Origin of the sequence: Lacinutrix sp. Hel_I_90 (assembly GCF_000934685.1) — a bacterium.
Classification (GTDB): domain Bacteria; phylum Bacteroidota; class Bacteroidia; order Flavobacteriales; family Flavobacteriaceae; genus Lacinutrix.
Genome location: NZ_JYNQ01000001.1, coordinates 2,611,068 through 2,628,655, shown reverse-complemented (window position 1 = coordinate 2,628,655; position 17,588 = coordinate 2,611,068). Strand labels below are relative to the sequence as shown.

General features: G+C 32.5%; 15 protein-coding genes and 1 tRNA gene. 3 read left to right on the top strand and 13 right to left on the bottom strand.

Annotated elements, in window-relative coordinates; genetic code table 11:
* The 13 genes from GQ46_RS11610 to GQ46_RS11550 form a co-directional block, all read right to left on the bottom strand.
* Complete coding sequence (locus GQ46_RS11610; protein WP_156133192.1) at positions 1 to 1,887, bottom strand: hypothetical protein; 1,887 nt, start codon at positions 1,885 to 1,887, stop codon at positions 1 to 3.
* Positions 1,888 to 1,910: 23 nt separating this feature from the next.
* Positions 1,911 to 2,384 carry an ABC-three component system middle component 2 gene (locus GQ46_RS11605; protein ID WP_044402032.1) on the bottom strand — a complete coding sequence of 158 codons (474 nt, stop codon included), beginning with the start codon at positions 2,382 to 2,384 and terminating at the stop codon, positions 1,911 to 1,913.
* Positions 2,381 to 3,334, bottom strand: coding sequence for a hypothetical protein (locus GQ46_RS11600; protein ID WP_044402029.1), 954 nt, complete (start codon positions 3,332 to 3,334; stop codon positions 2,381 to 2,383). The genes GQ46_RS11605 and GQ46_RS11600 overlap by 4 nt, the downstream gene beginning before the upstream one ends.
* 174 nt (positions 3,335 to 3,508) lie before the next feature.
* A complete protein-coding gene (locus tag GQ46_RS11595; protein ID WP_044402026.1) occupies positions 3,509 to 4,087 on the bottom strand; it encodes a hypothetical protein in 579 nt (192 codons plus the stop codon).
* A 145-nt stretch (positions 4,088 to 4,232) separates the two neighbouring features.
* Positions 4,233 to 5,393, bottom strand: a complete 1,161-nt coding sequence (locus GQ46_RS11590; protein WP_044402023.1) for a hypothetical protein — start codon at positions 5,391 to 5,393, stop codon at positions 4,233 to 4,235.
* A gap of 272 nt (positions 5,394 to 5,665) precedes the next feature.
* Positions 5,666 to 6,811, bottom strand: a complete 1,146-nt coding sequence (locus GQ46_RS17195) for a site-specific integrase (protein ID WP_052503471.1) — start codon at positions 6,809 to 6,811, stop codon at positions 5,666 to 5,668.
* Positions 6,812 to 7,174: 363 nt separating this feature from the next.
* Positions 7,175 to 7,248: transfer RNA gene (locus GQ46_RS11580), tRNA-Asp, on the bottom strand.
* A gap of 79 nt (positions 7,249 to 7,327) precedes the next feature.
* A complete protein-coding gene (locus GQ46_RS11575; RefSeq protein WP_044402020.1) occupies positions 7,328 to 8,257 on the bottom strand; it encodes a DUF58 domain-containing protein in 930 nt (309 codons plus the stop codon).
* A complete protein-coding gene (locus tag GQ46_RS11570; protein ID WP_197077352.1) occupies positions 8,258 to 8,803 on the bottom strand; it encodes a ClpP family protease in 546 nt (181 codons plus the stop codon).
* Between the two features lie 86 nt (positions 8,804 to 8,889).
* Entirely contained in the window at positions 8,890 to 9,237 is a 348-nt protein-coding gene (trxA, locus tag GQ46_RS11565) for a thioredoxin (RefSeq protein WP_255350634.1), read from the bottom strand.
* A gap of 257 nt (positions 9,238 to 9,494) precedes the next feature.
* On the bottom strand, positions 9,495 to 13,883 hold the full coding sequence (gene dnaE / locus GQ46_RS11560) for a DNA polymerase III subunit alpha (protein WP_044402017.1): 4,389 nt from the start codon (positions 13,881 to 13,883) through the stop codon (positions 9,495 to 9,497).
* 167 nt (positions 13,884 to 14,050) lie between these two features.
* Entirely contained in the window at positions 14,051 to 14,500 is a 450-nt protein-coding gene (locus tag GQ46_RS11555; protein WP_044402014.1) for a PA2169 family four-helix-bundle protein, read from the bottom strand.
* Between the two features lie 364 nt (positions 14,501 to 14,864).
* The gene (locus GQ46_RS11550; protein WP_044402010.1) at positions 14,865 to 15,329 is read right to left on the bottom strand and encodes a DUF6252 family protein; all 465 of its coding nucleotides are present in this window, start codon (positions 15,327 to 15,329) and stop codon (positions 14,865 to 14,867) included.
* A gap of 143 nt (positions 15,330 to 15,472) precedes the next feature.
* On the opposite strand from GQ46_RS11550, the gene GQ46_RS11545 reads away from it, so the two are divergent.
* The 3 genes from GQ46_RS11545 (at position 15,473) to GQ46_RS11535 (ending at position 17,522) form a co-directional block, all read left to right on the top strand.
* Complete coding sequence (locus tag GQ46_RS11545) at positions 15,473 to 15,988, top strand: 30S ribosomal protein S16 (protein WP_044402007.1); 516 nt, start codon at positions 15,473 to 15,475, stop codon at positions 15,986 to 15,988.
* Between the two features lie 181 nt (positions 15,989 to 16,169).
* Positions 16,170 to 16,700 carry a ribosome maturation factor RimM gene (rimM, locus tag GQ46_RS11540; RefSeq protein WP_044402004.1) on the top strand — a complete coding sequence of 177 codons (531 nt, stop codon included), beginning with the start codon at positions 16,170 to 16,172 and terminating at the stop codon, positions 16,698 to 16,700.
* 84 nt (positions 16,701 to 16,784) lie between these two features.
* On the top strand, positions 16,785 to 17,522 hold the full coding sequence (locus GQ46_RS11535) for a tRNA1(Val) (adenine(37)-N6)-methyltransferase (RefSeq protein WP_044402002.1): 738 nt from the start codon (positions 16,785 to 16,787) through the stop codon (positions 17,520 to 17,522).
* Positions 17,523 to 17,588: the final 66 nt, after the last annotated feature.

Sequence of the window (17,588 nt, the reverse complement as noted above, 5' to 3'; positions counted from 1 at the left end):
CTAAGAAATTACATCATCTATCAAACCATACTTATAACCTCTTGTACCATCTCCGTCGAATTGAATAACTATATCTGATTCTTTTACATCTTCTGTATAGTCATTATTTATAACAAATAGCTGCATTTGATCTTTATATTTTTCAGAAAACTCTACTAAGTATTTAAATACAGATTTGAATATTTTAGTATCTCTAAATTCATCATCTCCATCCTCAACCTCTCGTGTTCCAAGGTTTTTACCAACTGTATCAAGTAGCAAAAGCTTTGGGTGATACGACTTTTTTAGTTCTAAACTTAATTCCAAAATAGATAAAAAGTACGCAATATTCACTAAAGTAACAGCACCTAAACTTCCTATTTCATCGTACTTTGTACCTCTTACATATGGCAAATAGTTTTTCTCACTTATATAAGCATTATTCAATTTTGGGAATTCAAAATTTTTCAAGATGTTACTAAACCTTTTACTTAATCTATTAACGATATTTGAAAAATCAGTGCTATCATTTTCTATATCAGAAATTTGCACACGAATATCATTAAGCTTATTCTCATTTTTCTGTATATTATCAGACAAGGTGGTTAATTCTTCTTGAACATTAGTACTTAACTCCAAGTTTTCAATCTTTTTATCTAATTCTCCAATACTTCTGTTTAACAACTCTATTTTCTCAATAAAAGGGCTAATATATTGTTTCTGTATAGTGTTAATTTTATCCTCAATCTCGTAAATTTCTCTTTTCCTTTTTTCTTTTAGCTTACTCTTGTCATAGAGTAATTCATTTTGTTCTTCAATGAAATCTTTAAGGGAATTCAGCCTCATATTTAATCTTTTCCTTTCTAATTTTATAGCTTTTTCTTCTTCTTCATTGTATTCAGTTAGAATATTTCCGCATAAATCACAATTATTATGCGCTTTTTTATCTATTTCACTACTGCATGAAGGGCATGAAGAAAATTCTATACTTTGTAATTTTCCATTAGATAATATTAAATAATCCAATTTAATAATCTCATTAGAATACTGATTTAACAACAAATTAAGTTTAGTTATATATTTCCTAATCTCATTTTCTTCTTCACTAAGGCTTTCAATTCTATCCCTTAATTTAAATAATTGAAACTCTAAAGATTTTGTGTTGTCATTTTTAAGTTTTCCATTGTTTTTTACTTCAATCAATTCAGATAAATGCTCAGTCCTTTTTATTATTAATGCCGCTTTTCTATCTTCATTTTGAGATTTTGTAGAAAATAATTCTACATCTCTAAGAAACTTAACAATAGCTTCTTTTCTATCTAACAATTCATTAATTAATTGTGATTGTTCCTTTTTATCATTTTTTAATTCATTAAGTAGTTGATTTAAAGAATTAAGTATAATTTCTAAGGTTGGCTTCCTTTTAAAAGCTTTAACATAATTTTTCTCATCCAATATATTTTCACTATCAATGTTAGTTTGCGAAACATAGGAGTACTTAAATAAATCTCTAAAACTAAATGTTTGCCCTGATAGTTTCATTTCAGGTATTTCAAGTTTGTCCTGTAAAAACCTTGCTAATGAGTTTTCTTCCTTAGGCATTGTAACAATAAAGAAATCGAAGTCATCCTCAAAACTATTACTTTCTTCATTCCAATTATAAATCTTAACTGGTAAGTCAAAAGAAAATAGTGGTCGTTCAATTAAAAATCTCTGATTATTTAGATAAAGGTCTAAAGCAACATATTTACATTTTAATCTAACCTCTTCATAATTTTTATGGCGTTTTTTTCCAAGACAATAATCAATTAGTTCAAGAATTGTAGATTTTCCTGTAGATATTGGACCAGTAATAAAGTTTAAACCGTTTTTAAACTTAACCTCGTAGTGCTTATCGTCGCCAATCAATAATAATTTATTTAACCTTAACCTCATAAAAGATGTATGTTATTTAGACTTTTAGAATTAATTTCTTCTTTTATTTTTGTTTCACTCATTTTAGAAATATTCTTTTTAATTAGTAGTGCATTAGCTCTCATTCTAAGAGAAAATGGGTTTTGTATATCATTAACAACATCAATTCCACTATCACTTATTTTGTAAATAAAAGAAGAATTTAAAATCTCCTTAGAAACAAGATTTTTAGATAAAATAAAATTTAATATTCTATGGTAATTATCTCTATCAGGATGAGCGTGAAAAAAAGAATATAACTCTTCAAAATCAAAATTTGACATATCATCCCCCTCTCTTATCATAGTTTGGGGAAACTTCATATAAAAATCGAACAAGATGATTTTATCAAATGTCATTTGATATGTTTTGTTTTTTTTAAAAGCTTCAAGTAAGGTCAAAACTCTCATTGAACTTATTACAAGCTCATATTTTTCTCCAATAGCTATCATTTGTTTTCTTCTAAAAATTCAATTAGTCTATTTTTATAATTCCTCACCCAACCAATTGTACATTCATCAGCAAGCTGATGTAGAATTCCTTTTTTTTCAGAAGAACTAACTTCAAGATTGGTTTTTAGAGTGTCAGTACCATTTAAATCTTCAATTCTTTTGTTCACCATAGCTAAAAGCCTATTGCCATCAAATACATCATCATACAACATATACTGGGTTAGCCAAACTTCATTTAATACTGATTTTAAACTTTTTAATTCTTTTAGTTCATTTTCAATATTTCGACTTTCAACTTCTTTTGTCAAAATTTCAGCATTAAAAAACTGCTTATTAAAAACATCTAAATGTTCATTAATCTTAGCTGATTTAAGCTTTAAAGTAAATAGTTTATCAGAAAAATCCATTTCAATAGGAATATCAAAAATCTCTTTTAAACTTTGCTTTTTACTCGCTAATTCTTCTAATATTTGATTAAGCATTATCAGCTCTTCCTCATCAAATAATTCTAAATGTAAATCATGCTTTTTTATGAGGTTTAAAAGTTTAACGCTATCCATTAAACCTACCTCTACCTTAAATTTTTTTTCCTTTCTTTTTTTCCAATTACTCCACCATTTAGCCTCATCAATTGTTAAACTTTTAGGCACACATAAAAACCACTTTTTTAGTTTGTATTTTTTAGATTCAATTGCTTTTTTAAAAGAAGCATTAATTTGATTAATTTGACTATCTCCAATCTCATAGAAAAAACATTTACATTGGTAAACAACTATTTCATCTGAAAAATCACCAACGAAAACATCAATACCTTCATCTCCAGGATTACATTCTATAGGATAAGCATCTTCAAATTCTTTTGAAAACGCTTTTGCACAAGAATCTTCAAAAACCTGTCTTGAACCCTCTCGACCGTGCTTCTTTAATAAATAATCAAAGTCTCTTGCCATTTTACAGTAATAATTAAACTTTGAATTTACAAATTATCAATATGTTAAACTAAAGATTTTTATTTAAAACTGTTTAAAGATTATCTTACCATAAACAAAAATGAGCTTGGAGAAAATATAACTTAACTCCAAACTCATCTTAAATCAAAGAAAAACAATTAAATCAATGCGTTTCTATACGTTCAAATATTTACTCGCTTGATGAAAATCTTCTTTCCATAATTTTTCATATTCTCTTTTAAGAATTTTATAAACTTTCTTTTCTTGTGCATTTTTGATATTTAAATCCTCAGATTGATAAAATCCTAATTTTAATTCATAATTATTATCCCAAGGTAAAAAAGTATCCAAGTAATAAATCTTGTTTTTAAATGAATTTTGAAAAGGACTGTAATGAAGTCCTGAATGTAAATCCCCATAACAAGTGGGATAAAATTCGTCAATGGAAGTAATCGTTTTATTATCAAAATCACAAGTTTTATTACCTATTTTACTAATAAAATCCGCCTTAATATATTTAGAATTAATTTTTTTATTTTTTAATAAATCTAATATTTCTAAACTGACCCCTACATAGCCTTTAAACTCTTTTTCTACAAGAACCAACTCAATACCTCTAATAAATTTTGATGTGTAAAATTTGCCGCCTTCTTTTCTTTTAAACACAGGACAAGGGGTGTCTTCCCAACTAAGATTTGAAAATGTATAAAGTAGCTTAAAAGCTTCGCTAAATTCTGGATAAGTAAAGTTCATAACTTAATAATTATTTAATTAATTATCTCAAAACAAGCTCATTGTACAATTAAAAACAAATTTTCAAAAGATTATTTTTTTTGATTTAGAGGCAGTTTATATTCAATCTAAATAATATTAAGTGAATTTTTAAAAAATAAAAAAATTAATACTCAAATATTAAAACAGTTGATGATGAGTTATTTGTCGTATTTTTTTTCCATTTGTATTTTTTAGCTAGGCTTAACGAATGCTGAGTTAGACAGGGATTTGTAGTTGTAGTACCTTTCGTAATTTTAGCACCTTCATAATTACCCTCATTATTTATCAAGACTGATAATACAATTTTACCTTTTTCACCACAACGGTTACCATTATCCTTTGGCTTATAAACTATTTCTCTAACGCTTTTTTCATTCATTAATCTACCTCCACCTGAACCAACACTTATTTTATTATTTTCTATAACATTTTCAACTATTTTATCTTTTGCAGGCTCAATAATTTCTTCATCTGTTGTCATATAGTCAAAACTTACATCATTCCCTAATATATCGATATTTGCGTCTACCAATTCTGGTGTAGAATATTCAATGCTCAAAGTATCTGTTTTACTCACTAAAAGAGCTGTTTCATTCTCACTATCACACTTACTGGATTTGTAAAGTTTTCCTTTTATGTATAACTCAATATAACAATCCCAATTTTCATAAACTTTCAAATTAAAAGTCCCTAAGTCATCTTCTTCTATTCCTTTAATATTCCACTTTTGATTTACACGAATATTATCGCTTTTTATAGTGCTTTCAGATTTACTATTATTACTTTTTTCAGCGTAAAGAATAAAATCATCCTTATACATAACTGTAATTTTATACAGCCCTATAGCTTTTTTATGAAAATCTCTTTCAATAAACAACATTCTATTTCCATCTTCATATAGCTTTTTTCCGTCTTCATTACCAACCTCAAAAAATTCTTTAGCTGACAAACTCTTTTCAATTCGGTCTAAAAAAGATAAATCATCGGAGATAAAAGTTGTACTTCTTATTTTATAAGCAGTATTTAAATCCATATTAATAACTCGTTTTAAAACTTGTTTTTTCTGATTGTAGTTGTAAGTAAAAGTATGAGTAGAAATAGCTCTTCCATTTTCTATAGTTTCTGTAGGTTGATGTAATTCCCAATTTACCTCTAAGTATTTTGTTAAAACAAATTCTGGAAGTTCAGATAAATCAAGAAATTCGGTTAAATTATTTACTTGAGAATTACTTTTTTGAACAAAAAATACTGTAGATAACAGTATTAAAATAAGGTGTTTTTTCATTGTTAGTTTTATAAACTCTATCAGTTCCGAAAAGAGTGTTAACAATAAAAAAATAAGCGTGGAACTGTAGCTTATCGATAGAGAGGTACTGGAATACCCATATGCAAACAAACTAAGCCCACGCCATAGCGTGAGCATTAATCTATTCTTCCTGCATATGATAAATTTCCAGTTTTCTCTATCAGTGAATAGCTAACGCTAACTTATATGTATTTTCTTCTTTTTTTATTTCATGTCGCCAATTTACAAATTTTAAGTATCAGTTTCTAAAATTATCTAAAACTAACCATTTGCATAGTTTCTTTTAACGTATTTACATCAGTATTTACATAGATAGCTGATGTACTAATCTTTTTATGTCCCATTAATTTCATTATAGTAAAAGCGTTTTGGTCTTTTCCTAATATCGTTCCAAACGTATGTCGAGCAAGATGAAAGGACACATTTTTATCGACTTCTGCCAAATCAGCTATATCTTTAAGTATATAATTAGTTTTCTGATTGCTAACCACTTTAAAAACAGTATTTCGCTCTCGTTTCATCTTAACATTTTTAGCAATAATTCTTTTTGCTTCTTTATTTAGCGGTATCTGAACAGGGTTTTTAGTTTTCTCTTGTATTATTTGCATTACGCCATTTTTAATATCTCCCCATTTTAAATTCATTACATCTCCAAACCGTAAACCTGTATAACAAGCAAACAAAAATTTATCTTTAGTTTCATCTAATCTCTTATTAAAGCTAACATCTAAATCCACAATAGCGTTTAATTCTTGTTTTGTTAAAGCCTCATTTTTAGATTTTGGTTTATCTAATTTAAAATTTCTGTATGGATAGTCATCAATTAGTTTTAAATCATAGGCTAATTTTAAAGTCGTTCTAAAATTCTTATGTCTATTCCAAACCCCACCTTTTCCAGTCTTTTTATCAACTAGTAGAAAATAATTAAAATCTTGTATTAGCTTTAAATCTATATCACTTAACCTTAAATTAGGCTTAAATTCTTTTAATCGCTTTCTTAACAATAGATAACTTTCTTTAGTGTACTGGGAGATTTCGGTAAACTTATTTTTACAGAAAACCTCATCGAAATACTTGTAATAACATTCGGTATCTTCTTTTTTAAACAGACTTACAATTTCATCACGAGAAACTGCTTTACCTCTTGCTTTCTTATCGCTAATTAAATCCTCTATTTCTAAAACAGAGCGATTTAAATGGGCGTTAAATGTTCCATAACCCTTACCAATAGCTTTTTGGTGTTTACTATCCCAATGTTCTTTGTTAATACTTTCTCCCATAGACAGCTTTACTAAAGGCTTGCCATTTAAGGTTATTTTTAAATACAAAGGACAAGTGTTGTCATTTCTTATTTTATCCTTTCTAATAACTATCCTTACATTGTAATTTAATTTCATAATATTAAGTTTTTACGTTCTACTATATAATATCCAGTAGGAAAATTTTTGTAGCTAAGTTCTATGTCCTTTTTGTAAAATCAATGAGAAAGTCAATAATAATAAGTCTTTCAAAAAATGTTAAAATTTAAAGAATAGAAAAAACCTAAGTAATCTACACTCTTTTTTAGGGAGTAAACAAGAAAATAAAATAGAGGGGTTCTATAAGGGGTTTATATTTTGTCGAACTATGACTAAAGGTGACGAAATAAGGTTTTTCAAACAAATCAATATTTATAAGAGATTAACAAGCGAAGCACCTAATAAATCTAACTTTTAGGCATAAAAAAAGCCTTAAATTTCTTTAAGGCTTTAAACAATTTGCGGTCTGGACGGGACTCGAACCCGCGACCTTCGCCGTGACAGGGCGACATTCTAACCAACTGAACTACCAGACCGTTGCATATTGCGAGGGCAAATATACACCCCTATTTTAATATGACAAACCTTTTTCAAGGTTTTTTTATAAAAAAATGACTAAATAAATTTTTGCCGCTCCAACATGTAACTTGTTAAAATGGCATCAAAATTGGTATTAATGTCAGCCTCAACGTATTTGATTCGGTTTTGACCACACTTTACACGCAATTCATCAAAATAATTTCCAACCAATTTTTCGTAATTATCTTTAACTTGATCGCTATATAAGTTAATATGCTCTCCCGTTTCGACATCTACAAACCGTTTTGGGGTATTTTTAAAATCAAAACTAAGCTCCTTAGAGCGATCAAAAACATGAAACAATACTACCTCATGCTTATTGTGCTTTAAATGCCTTAAGGCTTCAAACAACTTAACCTCATCGGTACTCGTTTGAAACATATCGGTAAACACAAAAATCAATGAGCGCCTATGAATTTTTTCTGCTATTTGATGCAAATAGGCATAAGTTTCCGTTTGTTTATGCTTGGGGGTCTCTAAAACGGCATTGCTTAATTGCGCTAACAACATTTGATGGTGTCGTTCGCTACCTTTTTCTGAAGCATAAAAATCGTAAGCGTCACTATAGATACTTAATCCAACAGCATCACGTTGCTTTTTTAAAATATGCATTAAAGCAGCAGCAGCCAAGGCAGAAAAGCCAATCTTATTTAAATGGTCTATCGCGAAATTACTCATTTCAGGATAGTGCATCGAGCTACTATTGTCTAAAATAATATGACAGCGTAAGTTGGTTTCGTCATCATAACGTTTGGTATACAGTTTATCTGTTTTTGCAAAGAGTTTCCAATCTATGTGACGTGTGCTCTCCCCTTGATTGTAAATTTTATGTTCTGCAAATTCTGCTGAAAACCCATGAAACGGACTCTTGTGCATGCCAGAAATAAAACCCTCAACCACTTGTTTTGCCAAGTGCTCGAGGTTTTTAAATCCGCCAGCTTTATTAAGTTCGTCTTGTAAATTCATTTATTCTAAAACACCATCTACAATACCATAGGCTTTAGATTCATCTGCTCCCATCCAATGGTCACGGTTAAAATCTTTCATTACTTTATCGTAATCTTGCCCACAGTTTTCGGCTAGTATTTTTGCACTTAATTCTTTAGTTTTTATAATTTCCTGAGCCGTAATTTCAATATCACTGGCTTGTCCACGTGCACCCCCGCTTGGCTGATGAATCATGACACGTGCATGTGGTTGAATAAAACGTTTTCCTTTAGTTCCTACAGATAAAAGTATAGATCCCATAGAGGCTGCCAAACCTGTACAAACGGTAGACACATCACTTTTTAAGGACTTAATGGTATCGTAAATAGCGAACCCTGCAGTAACATAACCCCCAGGACTATTAATATACAAGGTAATATCTTTAGTTTCTAGACTATCTAAATAGAGCAACCTGTCAATAACATGTTTTGCACTCTTGTCTTCTACCATTCCCCAAAGAAATACCTTTCTTTCGTCTAATAACTTACTATCTATTGCGTCTTGCGCTTTTGTTGTTTTACTCATTATCATTTACTTTTTTACTAAAATAAATAAAGGTTTACCATAAAAGCAAACCTTTATCAATTCTTTATGAAATATATTTCTAATTTCTATAATAAAGCGTCAATCGCTTCTGAATATGCGTTCTTAGGTGCTACTCCTACTTGTCTGCCAACAACTTCTCCGTTTTGAAACACTAACACAGTAGGGATATTTCTCACCCCGTATTTCGCTGCAAATTCTTGGTTTGCATCTACATCTAATTTTCCAACAATGGCTTTACCATCATACTCTTCACTAATTTGGTCAATGATTGGCCCAACCATTCTACAAGGTCCACACCAAGCTGCCCAAAAGTCTACCATCACTGGCTTATCGCTTTTTAATACTGTTTCTTCAAAATTTGCGTCTGTGATTTCTAATGCCATAATATTATTCTTTAATTGTGTTTTATTCACTGTTAAGATACAAAATTACTCAAAAATTTTGCCAAAGCTTGCAAACTTATTATTTGTTTAACTTATGGCAGTATTGGCATGACTTATTTTCATTTATATGGCCAAGAACCAGACCTTCCTCATTCTCTTTTTGCTTTTAATGATAAAAAAAGCACTTTAACTAAATTTAAAGGATGTTATAAGGGTGAAGACTTTATCTTCAATTCACTTATAAAATGTAGTTAGTTTGCTAAGATTCCTGCCTTCGTAGGAACTTATTAATTCAACTTATAATAAACCTGTTGTTCCTCCAACTCTCCTAGTAATTCCTGACTTACTTTAATCTTTTGTCTTCGGCTTGACATTTCAAGTTTAATTTGCTCACGGTTATCATAAACCACAAAATCGAGTAAATGGCTTCCCGGATGCATCGCAATTAAGTCTTTTAAACCTCGAATTTTATCAGATTCCAATTCTTTGATATTCAATTGTATTGAAAGTTTTCGCACATACTTATCCATCACATCATGCAATAATTGAAAACTATTAAATTGCAATCGCGGATCACTCTTTTTACCAGTATCCCTGTTGACCCAGCCTTCTCTAACAAAGGTTTTAACATGCACAAAATTATTCTTCATTAAAAAGTGACGGTGCTTTAAATACTCCTCACCAAAAATGTGAAATTCAAAGGTATCGGTATAATCTTCAACAGTAAATAAGGCCCAACCTTTACCTTGTTTACTCACACGGTGTTGCACATCGGTCACCACCCCTCCAAAAGTTATTTCTTTATTAACGTGAGGATATAAATCATTAAAATAAGCGATGGTTCCAGTACAGAAACTCTTCATTTCTGTTCTAAAATCGTCTAATGGATGCCCAGAAATATAAACGCCAACCACTTCGCGTTCTTGAGCCAGCTTTTCCATCGTTCCCCAAGTCTCACAAGGCGGCACTAAAGGCTCTGCAATTTGAATATCGCTGGCAGCACCAAACAAACTTACCTGTGATGAGTTTTCATTCTCCTGGTGTTTTGCCCCATACTTTATAGCCTTTTCTAAAAACGTGGAATCACCCCCTTCTTTTTGAAAATACTGCGCTCTATGTGTATCTTCAAAACAATCAAAACCTCCCGCCAAGGCTAAATTTTCAAAGGCTTTTTTGTTAGCGGCACGCAAATCAATACGTTTAGCCAAATCGAAAATGGATTTGTAGTGCCCGTCTTTTTTTCGGTTTTCAACAATAGTCATTACTGCACCATGACCAACACCTTTAATGGCTCCCATACCAAAACGAACCGCATTGTCTTTATTTACAGAAAACTTGTAGTAGGATTCATTAACATCCGGACCAAGAACAGGTAGCTTCATACGCTTACATTCCTCCATAAAGAAAGTTACCTGCTTGATGTCATTCATATTATTTGACAGCACAGAAGCCATATATTCGGCTGGATAATGTGCTTTTAAATACGCTGTTTGATAGGCGATCCACGCATAACAAGTAGAGTGTGATTTATTAAACGCATAACTCGCAAAAGCTTCCCAATCTTTCCAGATTTTTTCTAATTTCTTAGCATCATGACCTTTGGCACTCGCTTGCTCGATAAATTTTGGTTTCATTTTATCGAGTACCGCAATCTGCTTTTTCCCCATGGCTTTACGCAACACATCGGCTTCACCTTTGGTGAAATCTGCAAGCTTTTGTGAGAGTAACATCACTTGCTCTTGATAAACCGTAATACCATAAGTCTCCTGCAGGTATTCTTCCATGGCAGGTAAATCGTACTCAATATCTTCATCCCCATGTTTCCGGCGAACGAAACTCGGAATGTATTCCATTGGCCCGGGACGATAGAGTGCATTCATAGCAATTAAATCGTCAAAAACTGTAGGCTTTAAATCTTTTAAATGCTTTTGCATTCCAGGTGATTCATATTGAAACACCCCAACGGTTTCTCCTCTTTGGAAAAGCGCATAAGTCTTTTCATCATCAAGCGGAAAACTATCTGGATCTAATAGGATATCATGCTTGGCTTTTACAATTTTTACGGTGTCTTTAATTAGCGTTAACGTTTTTAAACCCAAGAAATCCATTTTCAGCAAGCCTGCATCTTCTACTACCGAATTATCAAATTGTGTAACATATAAATCAGAATCCTTCGCCGTAGATACCGGTACGAACTTCGTAATATCGTCTGGCGTAATAATCACACCACACGCATGAATACCAGTGTTTCTCACCGATCCCTCTAAAATCCTTGCCAGGTTAACGGTTTCGGCTTGGAGATCTTCACCTTCAGAAATGTTCAACAATTCGTTGACTTTTTCTAAATCTTCAGCTCTAAATTTAGACGCTAATTCTTTTTCACTTAAACCAAAGATCTTACTCAACTTAGACATCGTTGGGATTAACTTGGCTATCCTATCGGCATCAAATAATGGTAAGTCTAAAACACGAGCTGTATCTCGAATGGATGACTTTGCTGCCATCGTACCGTAAGTAATAATTTGCGCAACCTGATTACTTCCGTATTTTTCAATCACATAATCCATAACGCGACTTCGCCCTTCATCATCAAAATCGATATCAATATCTGGCATGCTTACACGATCCGGATTTAAAAAACGCTCAAAAAGTAAGTTATACTTTAAGGGATCTATATTGGTAATCCATAAGCAATAGGCTACCACTGATCCTGCAGCCGAACCCCGTCCTGGCCCAACCGAAACGTCCATATTTCGTGCTTCACGAATAAAATCTTCTACAATTAAAAAATAACCAGGATAGCCCGTGTTTTCAATAACACTTAGTTCAAAATCCAAACGCTCTGTAACCTCGTCACTGAGTACTTCTCCATAGCGTTTCTTTGCACCTTCAAAAGTTAAATGTCGTAAATAGGCATTCTCTCCTCTTTTACCGCCACCGTTTTCATCTTCTTTATTTATAAATTCTTGAGGAATATCAAAGGCTGGCAATAAGACATCTCGTGCGAGTTGAAATCCTTCAATTTTATCGACCACTTCTTGTACATTACTAATCGCTTCCGGCACATCTTTAAAGATGTTTTTCATGGCCGCTGCCGATTTGAAATAGTACTCTTGGTTTGGCATACCGTAACGATAACCGCGCCCTCTTCCTATAGGTGTTGCCTGCTTTTCACCATCCTTTACACATAATAAAATATCATGCGCGTTGGCATCTTCTTTTTTAGCGTAATAGGTATTGTTTGTTGCAACCAGCTTAATATTATGCCTTTCAGAAAATTTAATAAGCGTTGGATTAACACGGTTTTCGTCTTCCTGATTGTGACGCATTAATTCAATATACAGATCCTCTTGAAATTGTTCTTTCCACCAAAGCAAGGCTTCTTCCGCTTGATTTTCACCAACATTTAAAACTTTACTGGGCACTTCCCCATATAAGTTTCCTGTTAAACAAATTAAATCGGCTTTATACTCCTGGATTAGTTTTTTATCAATTCTCGGTAAATAGTAAAAGCCATTAACAAAGGCATGTGAAGATAATTTTGCCAAATTATGGTAGCCCTTTTTATTTTTTGCAATTAAAACAATCTGGTAACCATTATCCTTTCTGGTTTTATCTAAATGGTCTTCACAAACAAAAAACTCACAACCAATGATTGGCTTAATCATTTTTGCAGTTGTTGTTTTTCCTTCAGCTTCTGCCGCTTCAATCTTTGCTTTAACACCACTGTTATGCTTATTTACAGCGTTCACAAAGTGGAAAGCCCCCATCATATTAGCATGATCGGTTAACGCAACCGCAGGCATATTGTTTTCGGCAGCAACCTCTACAATAGCTGCAACACTCATTGTGGATTGTAATACAGAAAATTGGGAGTGGTTATGCAAATGCACAAAATCTACCTCCTGTAATTCCTTTATGTTTTCTTTTATTTCTTCGGAAGAAATATCAGTTGCTTCAGCTTTTTGCAATCTGGCATTAATTCTAGCACTTTCCTGTTTGAGATTGATGTGCTTTAAGCCGATTAGTTTTATGGGCTGCGGATTGGCTTCAGAAAAATTCTCGAAATAATCTGGCTGAACGTCTAATTGTTCTTTGGTGAATTCTTTTCTTCGAATGAGCTCTAAAAAACAACGTGTCGTTGCTTCAACATCAGCAGTTGCATTGTGTGCTTCAGCGAATGGCTGATTGAATAAATACTGATGCAACTCGGTTAATGTCGGCAGTTTAAACTTCCCGTAACGACCACCCGTTATTTGGCACAATGCTGCGGTATGCTCAGTACAGGTATCTAAAACGGGTAACTCCTGAAGTTGATTTGCGATGTCTTCACGCACAAACTCAGCCCCCATAATGTTTAGGTCAAACTTAACATTTTGTCCAACGACAAATTTTGTTTTGCTTAAAGCAATATTAAACTTCTCTAAAACTTCGGCTAGTGCTATCCCCTGTTCCTGAGCTAATCCGGTAGAAATACCATGAATTTTTTCAGCATCATAAGGTATATTAAACCCCTCTGGTTTAACCAAATAATCCTGACTTTCGATACAGTTACCCATCGCATCATGTAATTGCCATGCGATTTGAATACATCTAGGCCAATTATCGGTATCGGTAATTGGCGCATCCCAGCGTTTTGGCAAACCTGTAGTTTCTGTATCGAAAATTAAGTACATTCTTTGTGTTTAGAGTATTGTTTTTCAGTCGTTTATAAATATCAAACGCAGCTCATAAAAATAGGAAAAATTGACGCCTTGTAAAAGCTAAAGTTATAAACAGTTGTAAACAAAAAGAAAGTCAATGTAAAACATTGACTTTCTTTCTTTTCATAACAATTTTAGTATTATGACACTAGCTCTAATTTAGCTTTCTCAGTGTTAATTGAGGCCTGTATTGCGTTTCTGTGCTTCGCAATCAAACTATCTATAGTTGGTGGCAAATTCTTCTCGGTTAACAAGTCGTTATATTCTTCAAGACTTGCTTCCTCACCTCTAATAGCTTCCTCTAAAATGGCTTCATCATCGTTTGAGGTAAAAGTCGCTTTCAAGTTCATCCAATTCCTATGCATGGTCCCTTTAAAAGAACCAGAATCTTCTGGAATCTCCCCGTATTGTAAGATTTCTGTTCTCAGTTCTTTTGCAAAATCACTTCTCTCGGAAGCTCTTCTTTTAAAAAACATTTTCAAATCATTACTTTCTACGTTTTTATAAGCATCAATATAGCCCTTTTCAGCGTCATAATTTTTAATTAATAATTTGTTTAATTTGTTTGAAATTTCTTCTGTGTACTTCATAATATCCTTTTCATTTTTAAATTTCAATACTTTTTTTTATGATGCGTATTGTTTCACATCAACACCTTCAATATAATAGAAATGAGAGGCCATGTCAAGTGATTTAACACACTTTGTGAGTGTTTTCTTCCAGTTTAAGAGTATTTAACAAAAAACAAGGAGTAAACCCAATGCCAAAGCATCTATAGCGGGAGTTATAATCTATAAGTTGTGAGTAATGAATAACGCTTAGGCGCATTAAAACGCACCAAATAAGCAGCGGCTCATAGATTAATCGCTATAAGCTTTAACCCTATTCCTAACTATTGTGCATGTGCAGAACCAAATTAAAGTGAGGAGATTTGCTACTTATAATTGGAGCACTTTATAATGGTACTTTAAAAAATATGCCTTCGTTAAAAGTAACAGCCGTTAAGCCATAGCTATTGAATGCATAAAAACTAAAAGCCCCTGAAACATAACCTGCTTCGGTATTGACATCTTTTAATTCGATTATTCCATCTGCAGGATACAATTGAACACTTGGATCTGGCATATTATTAGTTGAAAATTCAAGGTCATTAATATCCAATAATGCTCCAGATGAAGTTGTTTCCAAAATATCATGAATTCCTAATTCTGTATTATTTACAACTAAGGTTACTGTCTCTAAATTATTAGACCCAATAATAGTAAGTGCGCCACCAGCATCAATACTTGCAGTAAAAGTTACCGCTTCCCATAAATTTCTATCTTTTTTTGCTTGAAAAGAAGGGCTGTTAAATGCCACATCGTCACTACACCCTAAAAGCGCAAAAAAGGTAAGTATTAAAACAATAATTTTTTTCATAATACAGGTGCTACTAAGATTCAAAAATAAAACAAAAATGCGCAATGCGATAGATTCGAACTAAAAACTTGTTATTTAAATAAATATTGTATCTTTGCAGACTTATTAATAATAGAGGTCGCGTACCTCACAAATTAATTTTTATGCCTGTAAAAATAAGATTACAAAGACACGGTAAAAAAGGAAAACCTTATTACTGGATCGTAGCAGCTGATGCTCGCGCGACAAGAGATGGTAAATACCTAGAAAAATTAGGTGCTTACAATCCAAATACTAACCCAGCAACAATCGAATTAGATGTTGATGGCGCAGTAAAATGGCTACAGAATGGTGCACAACCAACTGATACTGCCAAAGCATTATTATCTTACAAAGGCGCTTTATTGAAAAATCACCTTGCTGGTGGTGTTCGTAAAGGGGCTTTAACTGAAGAGCAAGCTGAGAAGAAATTCGCAACTTGGTTAGAGGAAAAAACTGGAAAGGTAGACGCTAAAAAAGAAGGCTTAACTAAAGCAGAAGCGGAAGCTAAAGCTAAAGCATTTGAAGCTGAAAAAGCAGCAAATGAAGCAAGAATTGCAGCAGCCGCACCAGTTGTTGAAGAAGAAGCAGTTGCAGATGAAGCTCCGGCTGAAGCAGCAGCGACAAACGAAGAAGAATAGAAAATTAATTTTTTATACTTTTAAACTCCGATAACACGTTATCGGAGTTTTTTTATGTTAAATAGTATTCTACTAATAAAACAAAATACATAATTGAAAACATTCGGTTAAAGAATGTGATCTACATTTAAATATTAATGAGATTTCCGTTTTCACGGAAACCACAAAATAATTTTTTCCGATGACTAAAGAAGAATGCTTTTTTTTAGGTAAAATTGTAAAAAAATACAGTTTTAAAGGTGAACTTTTAATTAAGTTAGATACAGACGAACCAGATTTGTACGAAAATCTGGACTCTATTTTTATCGATTTGCGTGGCAATCTTATTCCCTTTTTCTTGGAAAGTTCTCAATTACACAAAAGTGAATTACTTCGTGTAAAGTTTGAAGATGTTGAAACCGAAGCTGATGCTGATGCTTTGATTAAGAGCGACTGTTATTTGCCTTTATCTTTTTTACCAGAATTAGAAGACGACAAGTTTTACTTTCATGAAATAATCGGTTATAAAGTTGAAGACAAAAATTTTGGCTCTGTTGGCATTATTACAGGGGTAAATGACACTACCGCTCAATCTCTTTTTGAAATTGATAGAGATGGTGTTCAAATTTTAATACCAATGAATGACGCGTTTATTTCGAAAGTAGATAAAAAAAATAAGACCATTTTTGTTGATACGCCTGAAGGCCTTATAGATTTATATTTAGAAGAATAAGGCTTATCATTGGTGTAACGGTAGAGGCTCTAAAAACAATTTCTAACTTAAACTGAATTTCTGGCTCCATAGGAAAGACAACACATGAGTAATCAAACATTTAAATTCAAACAGTTCGAGGTTAACCAAGACCAATGTGCCATGAAAATAGGTACCGATGGCGTTTTACTTGGCGCTTGGGCTAGCATTGAAAAACAACCTTTTGCCATTTTAGATATTGGTTCTGGTACTGGTGTTTTATCTTTGATGCTTGCGCAACGCAGTAGTGCTGAAGTTCTTGATGCTTTAGAAATTGATGCTATGGCTTATGAACAATGCGTCGATAATTTTGAAGGGTCTCCATGGGGTGACAGATTATTTTGTTATCATGCCGATTTAGCTGAATTTACAGAAGAAATTGATGATCAGTATGACTTAATTGTCTGCAATCCACCATTCTATTCTGAAGATTATAAAACCGAAAACACCCAACGCGACTTAGCGCGTTTTCAAGAGGCCATGCCTTTCGAACATCTTATTGAGAGTGTTTCAAAATTATTAATGAAAGATGGTGTCTTTTGTACCATTATTCCCTTTAAAGAAGAAGACCAATTTATAGCCTTGGCTTCCGCTCTAAATCTAAAAGTAGATAAACGCACGCGTGTTAGAGGCACTATAAATTCTGAAATAAAGCGTTCATTACTAGAAATGTCTTTCTGCGAACCTGCCCGTTCGGACGACAAGAACGTTATAAACACTACAGAACTTATTATTGAAACCACAAGACACAACTACACAGAGGACTACATTAATTTGACGAAAGACTTTTATGTGAAAATGTAAACTTATTTCAGTTTAAAAATTGGGCAATGCTTTAGTTTTCGTTATTTTTGTGACACTTATAAAATA

What these genes read in the sequence shown, in the direction of transcription:
- GQ46_RS11605 (WP_044402032.1), bottom strand. Translation starts at nt 2,384, where the DNA reads ATGATAGCTATTGGAGAAAAATATGAGCTTGTAATAAGTTCAATGAGA.
- GQ46_RS11600 (WP_044402029.1), bottom strand. Translation starts at nt 3,334, where the DNA reads ATGGCAAGAGACTTTGATTATTTATTAAAGAAGCACGGTCGAGAGGGT.
- GQ46_RS11595 (WP_044402026.1), bottom strand. Translation starts at nt 4,087, where the DNA reads ATGAACTTTACTTATCCAGAATTTAGCGAAGCTTTTAAGCTACTTTAT.
- GQ46_RS11590 (WP_044402023.1), bottom strand. Translation starts at nt 5,393, where the DNA reads ATGAAAAAACACCTTATTTTAATACTGTTATCTACAGTATTTTTTGTT.
- GQ46_RS17195 (WP_052503471.1), bottom strand. Translation starts at nt 6,811, where the DNA reads ATGAAATTAAATTACAATGTAAGGATAGTTATTAGAAAGGATAAAATA.
- GQ46_RS11575 (WP_044402020.1), bottom strand. Translation starts at nt 8,257, where the DNA reads ATGAATTTACAAGACGAACTTAATAAAGCTGGCGGATTTAAAAACCTC.
- GQ46_RS11570 (WP_197077352.1), bottom strand. Translation starts at nt 8,803, where the DNA reads ATGAGTAAAACAACAAAAGCGCAAGACGCAATAGATAGTAAGTTATTA.
- dnaE (WP_044402017.1), bottom strand. Translation starts at nt 13,883, where the DNA reads ATGTACTTAATTTTCGATACAGAAACTACAGGTTTGCCAAAACGCTGG.
- GQ46_RS11555 (WP_044402014.1), bottom strand. Translation starts at nt 14,500, where the DNA reads ATGAAGTACACAGAAGAAATTTCAAACAAATTAAACAAATTATTAATT.
- GQ46_RS11550 (WP_044402010.1), bottom strand. Translation starts at nt 15,329, where the DNA reads ATGAAAAAAATTATTGTTTTAATACTTACCTTTTTTGCGCTTTTAGGG.
- GQ46_RS11545 (WP_044402007.1), top strand. Translation starts at nt 15,473, where the DNA reads ATGCCTGTAAAAATAAGATTACAAAGACACGGTAAAAAAGGAAAACCT.
- rimM (WP_044402004.1), top strand. Translation starts at nt 16,170, where the DNA reads ATGACTAAAGAAGAATGCTTTTTTTTAGGTAAAATTGTAAAAAAATAC.
- GQ46_RS11535 (WP_044402002.1), top strand. Translation starts at nt 16,785, where the DNA reads ATGAGTAATCAAACATTTAAATTCAAACAGTTCGAGGTTAACCAAGAC.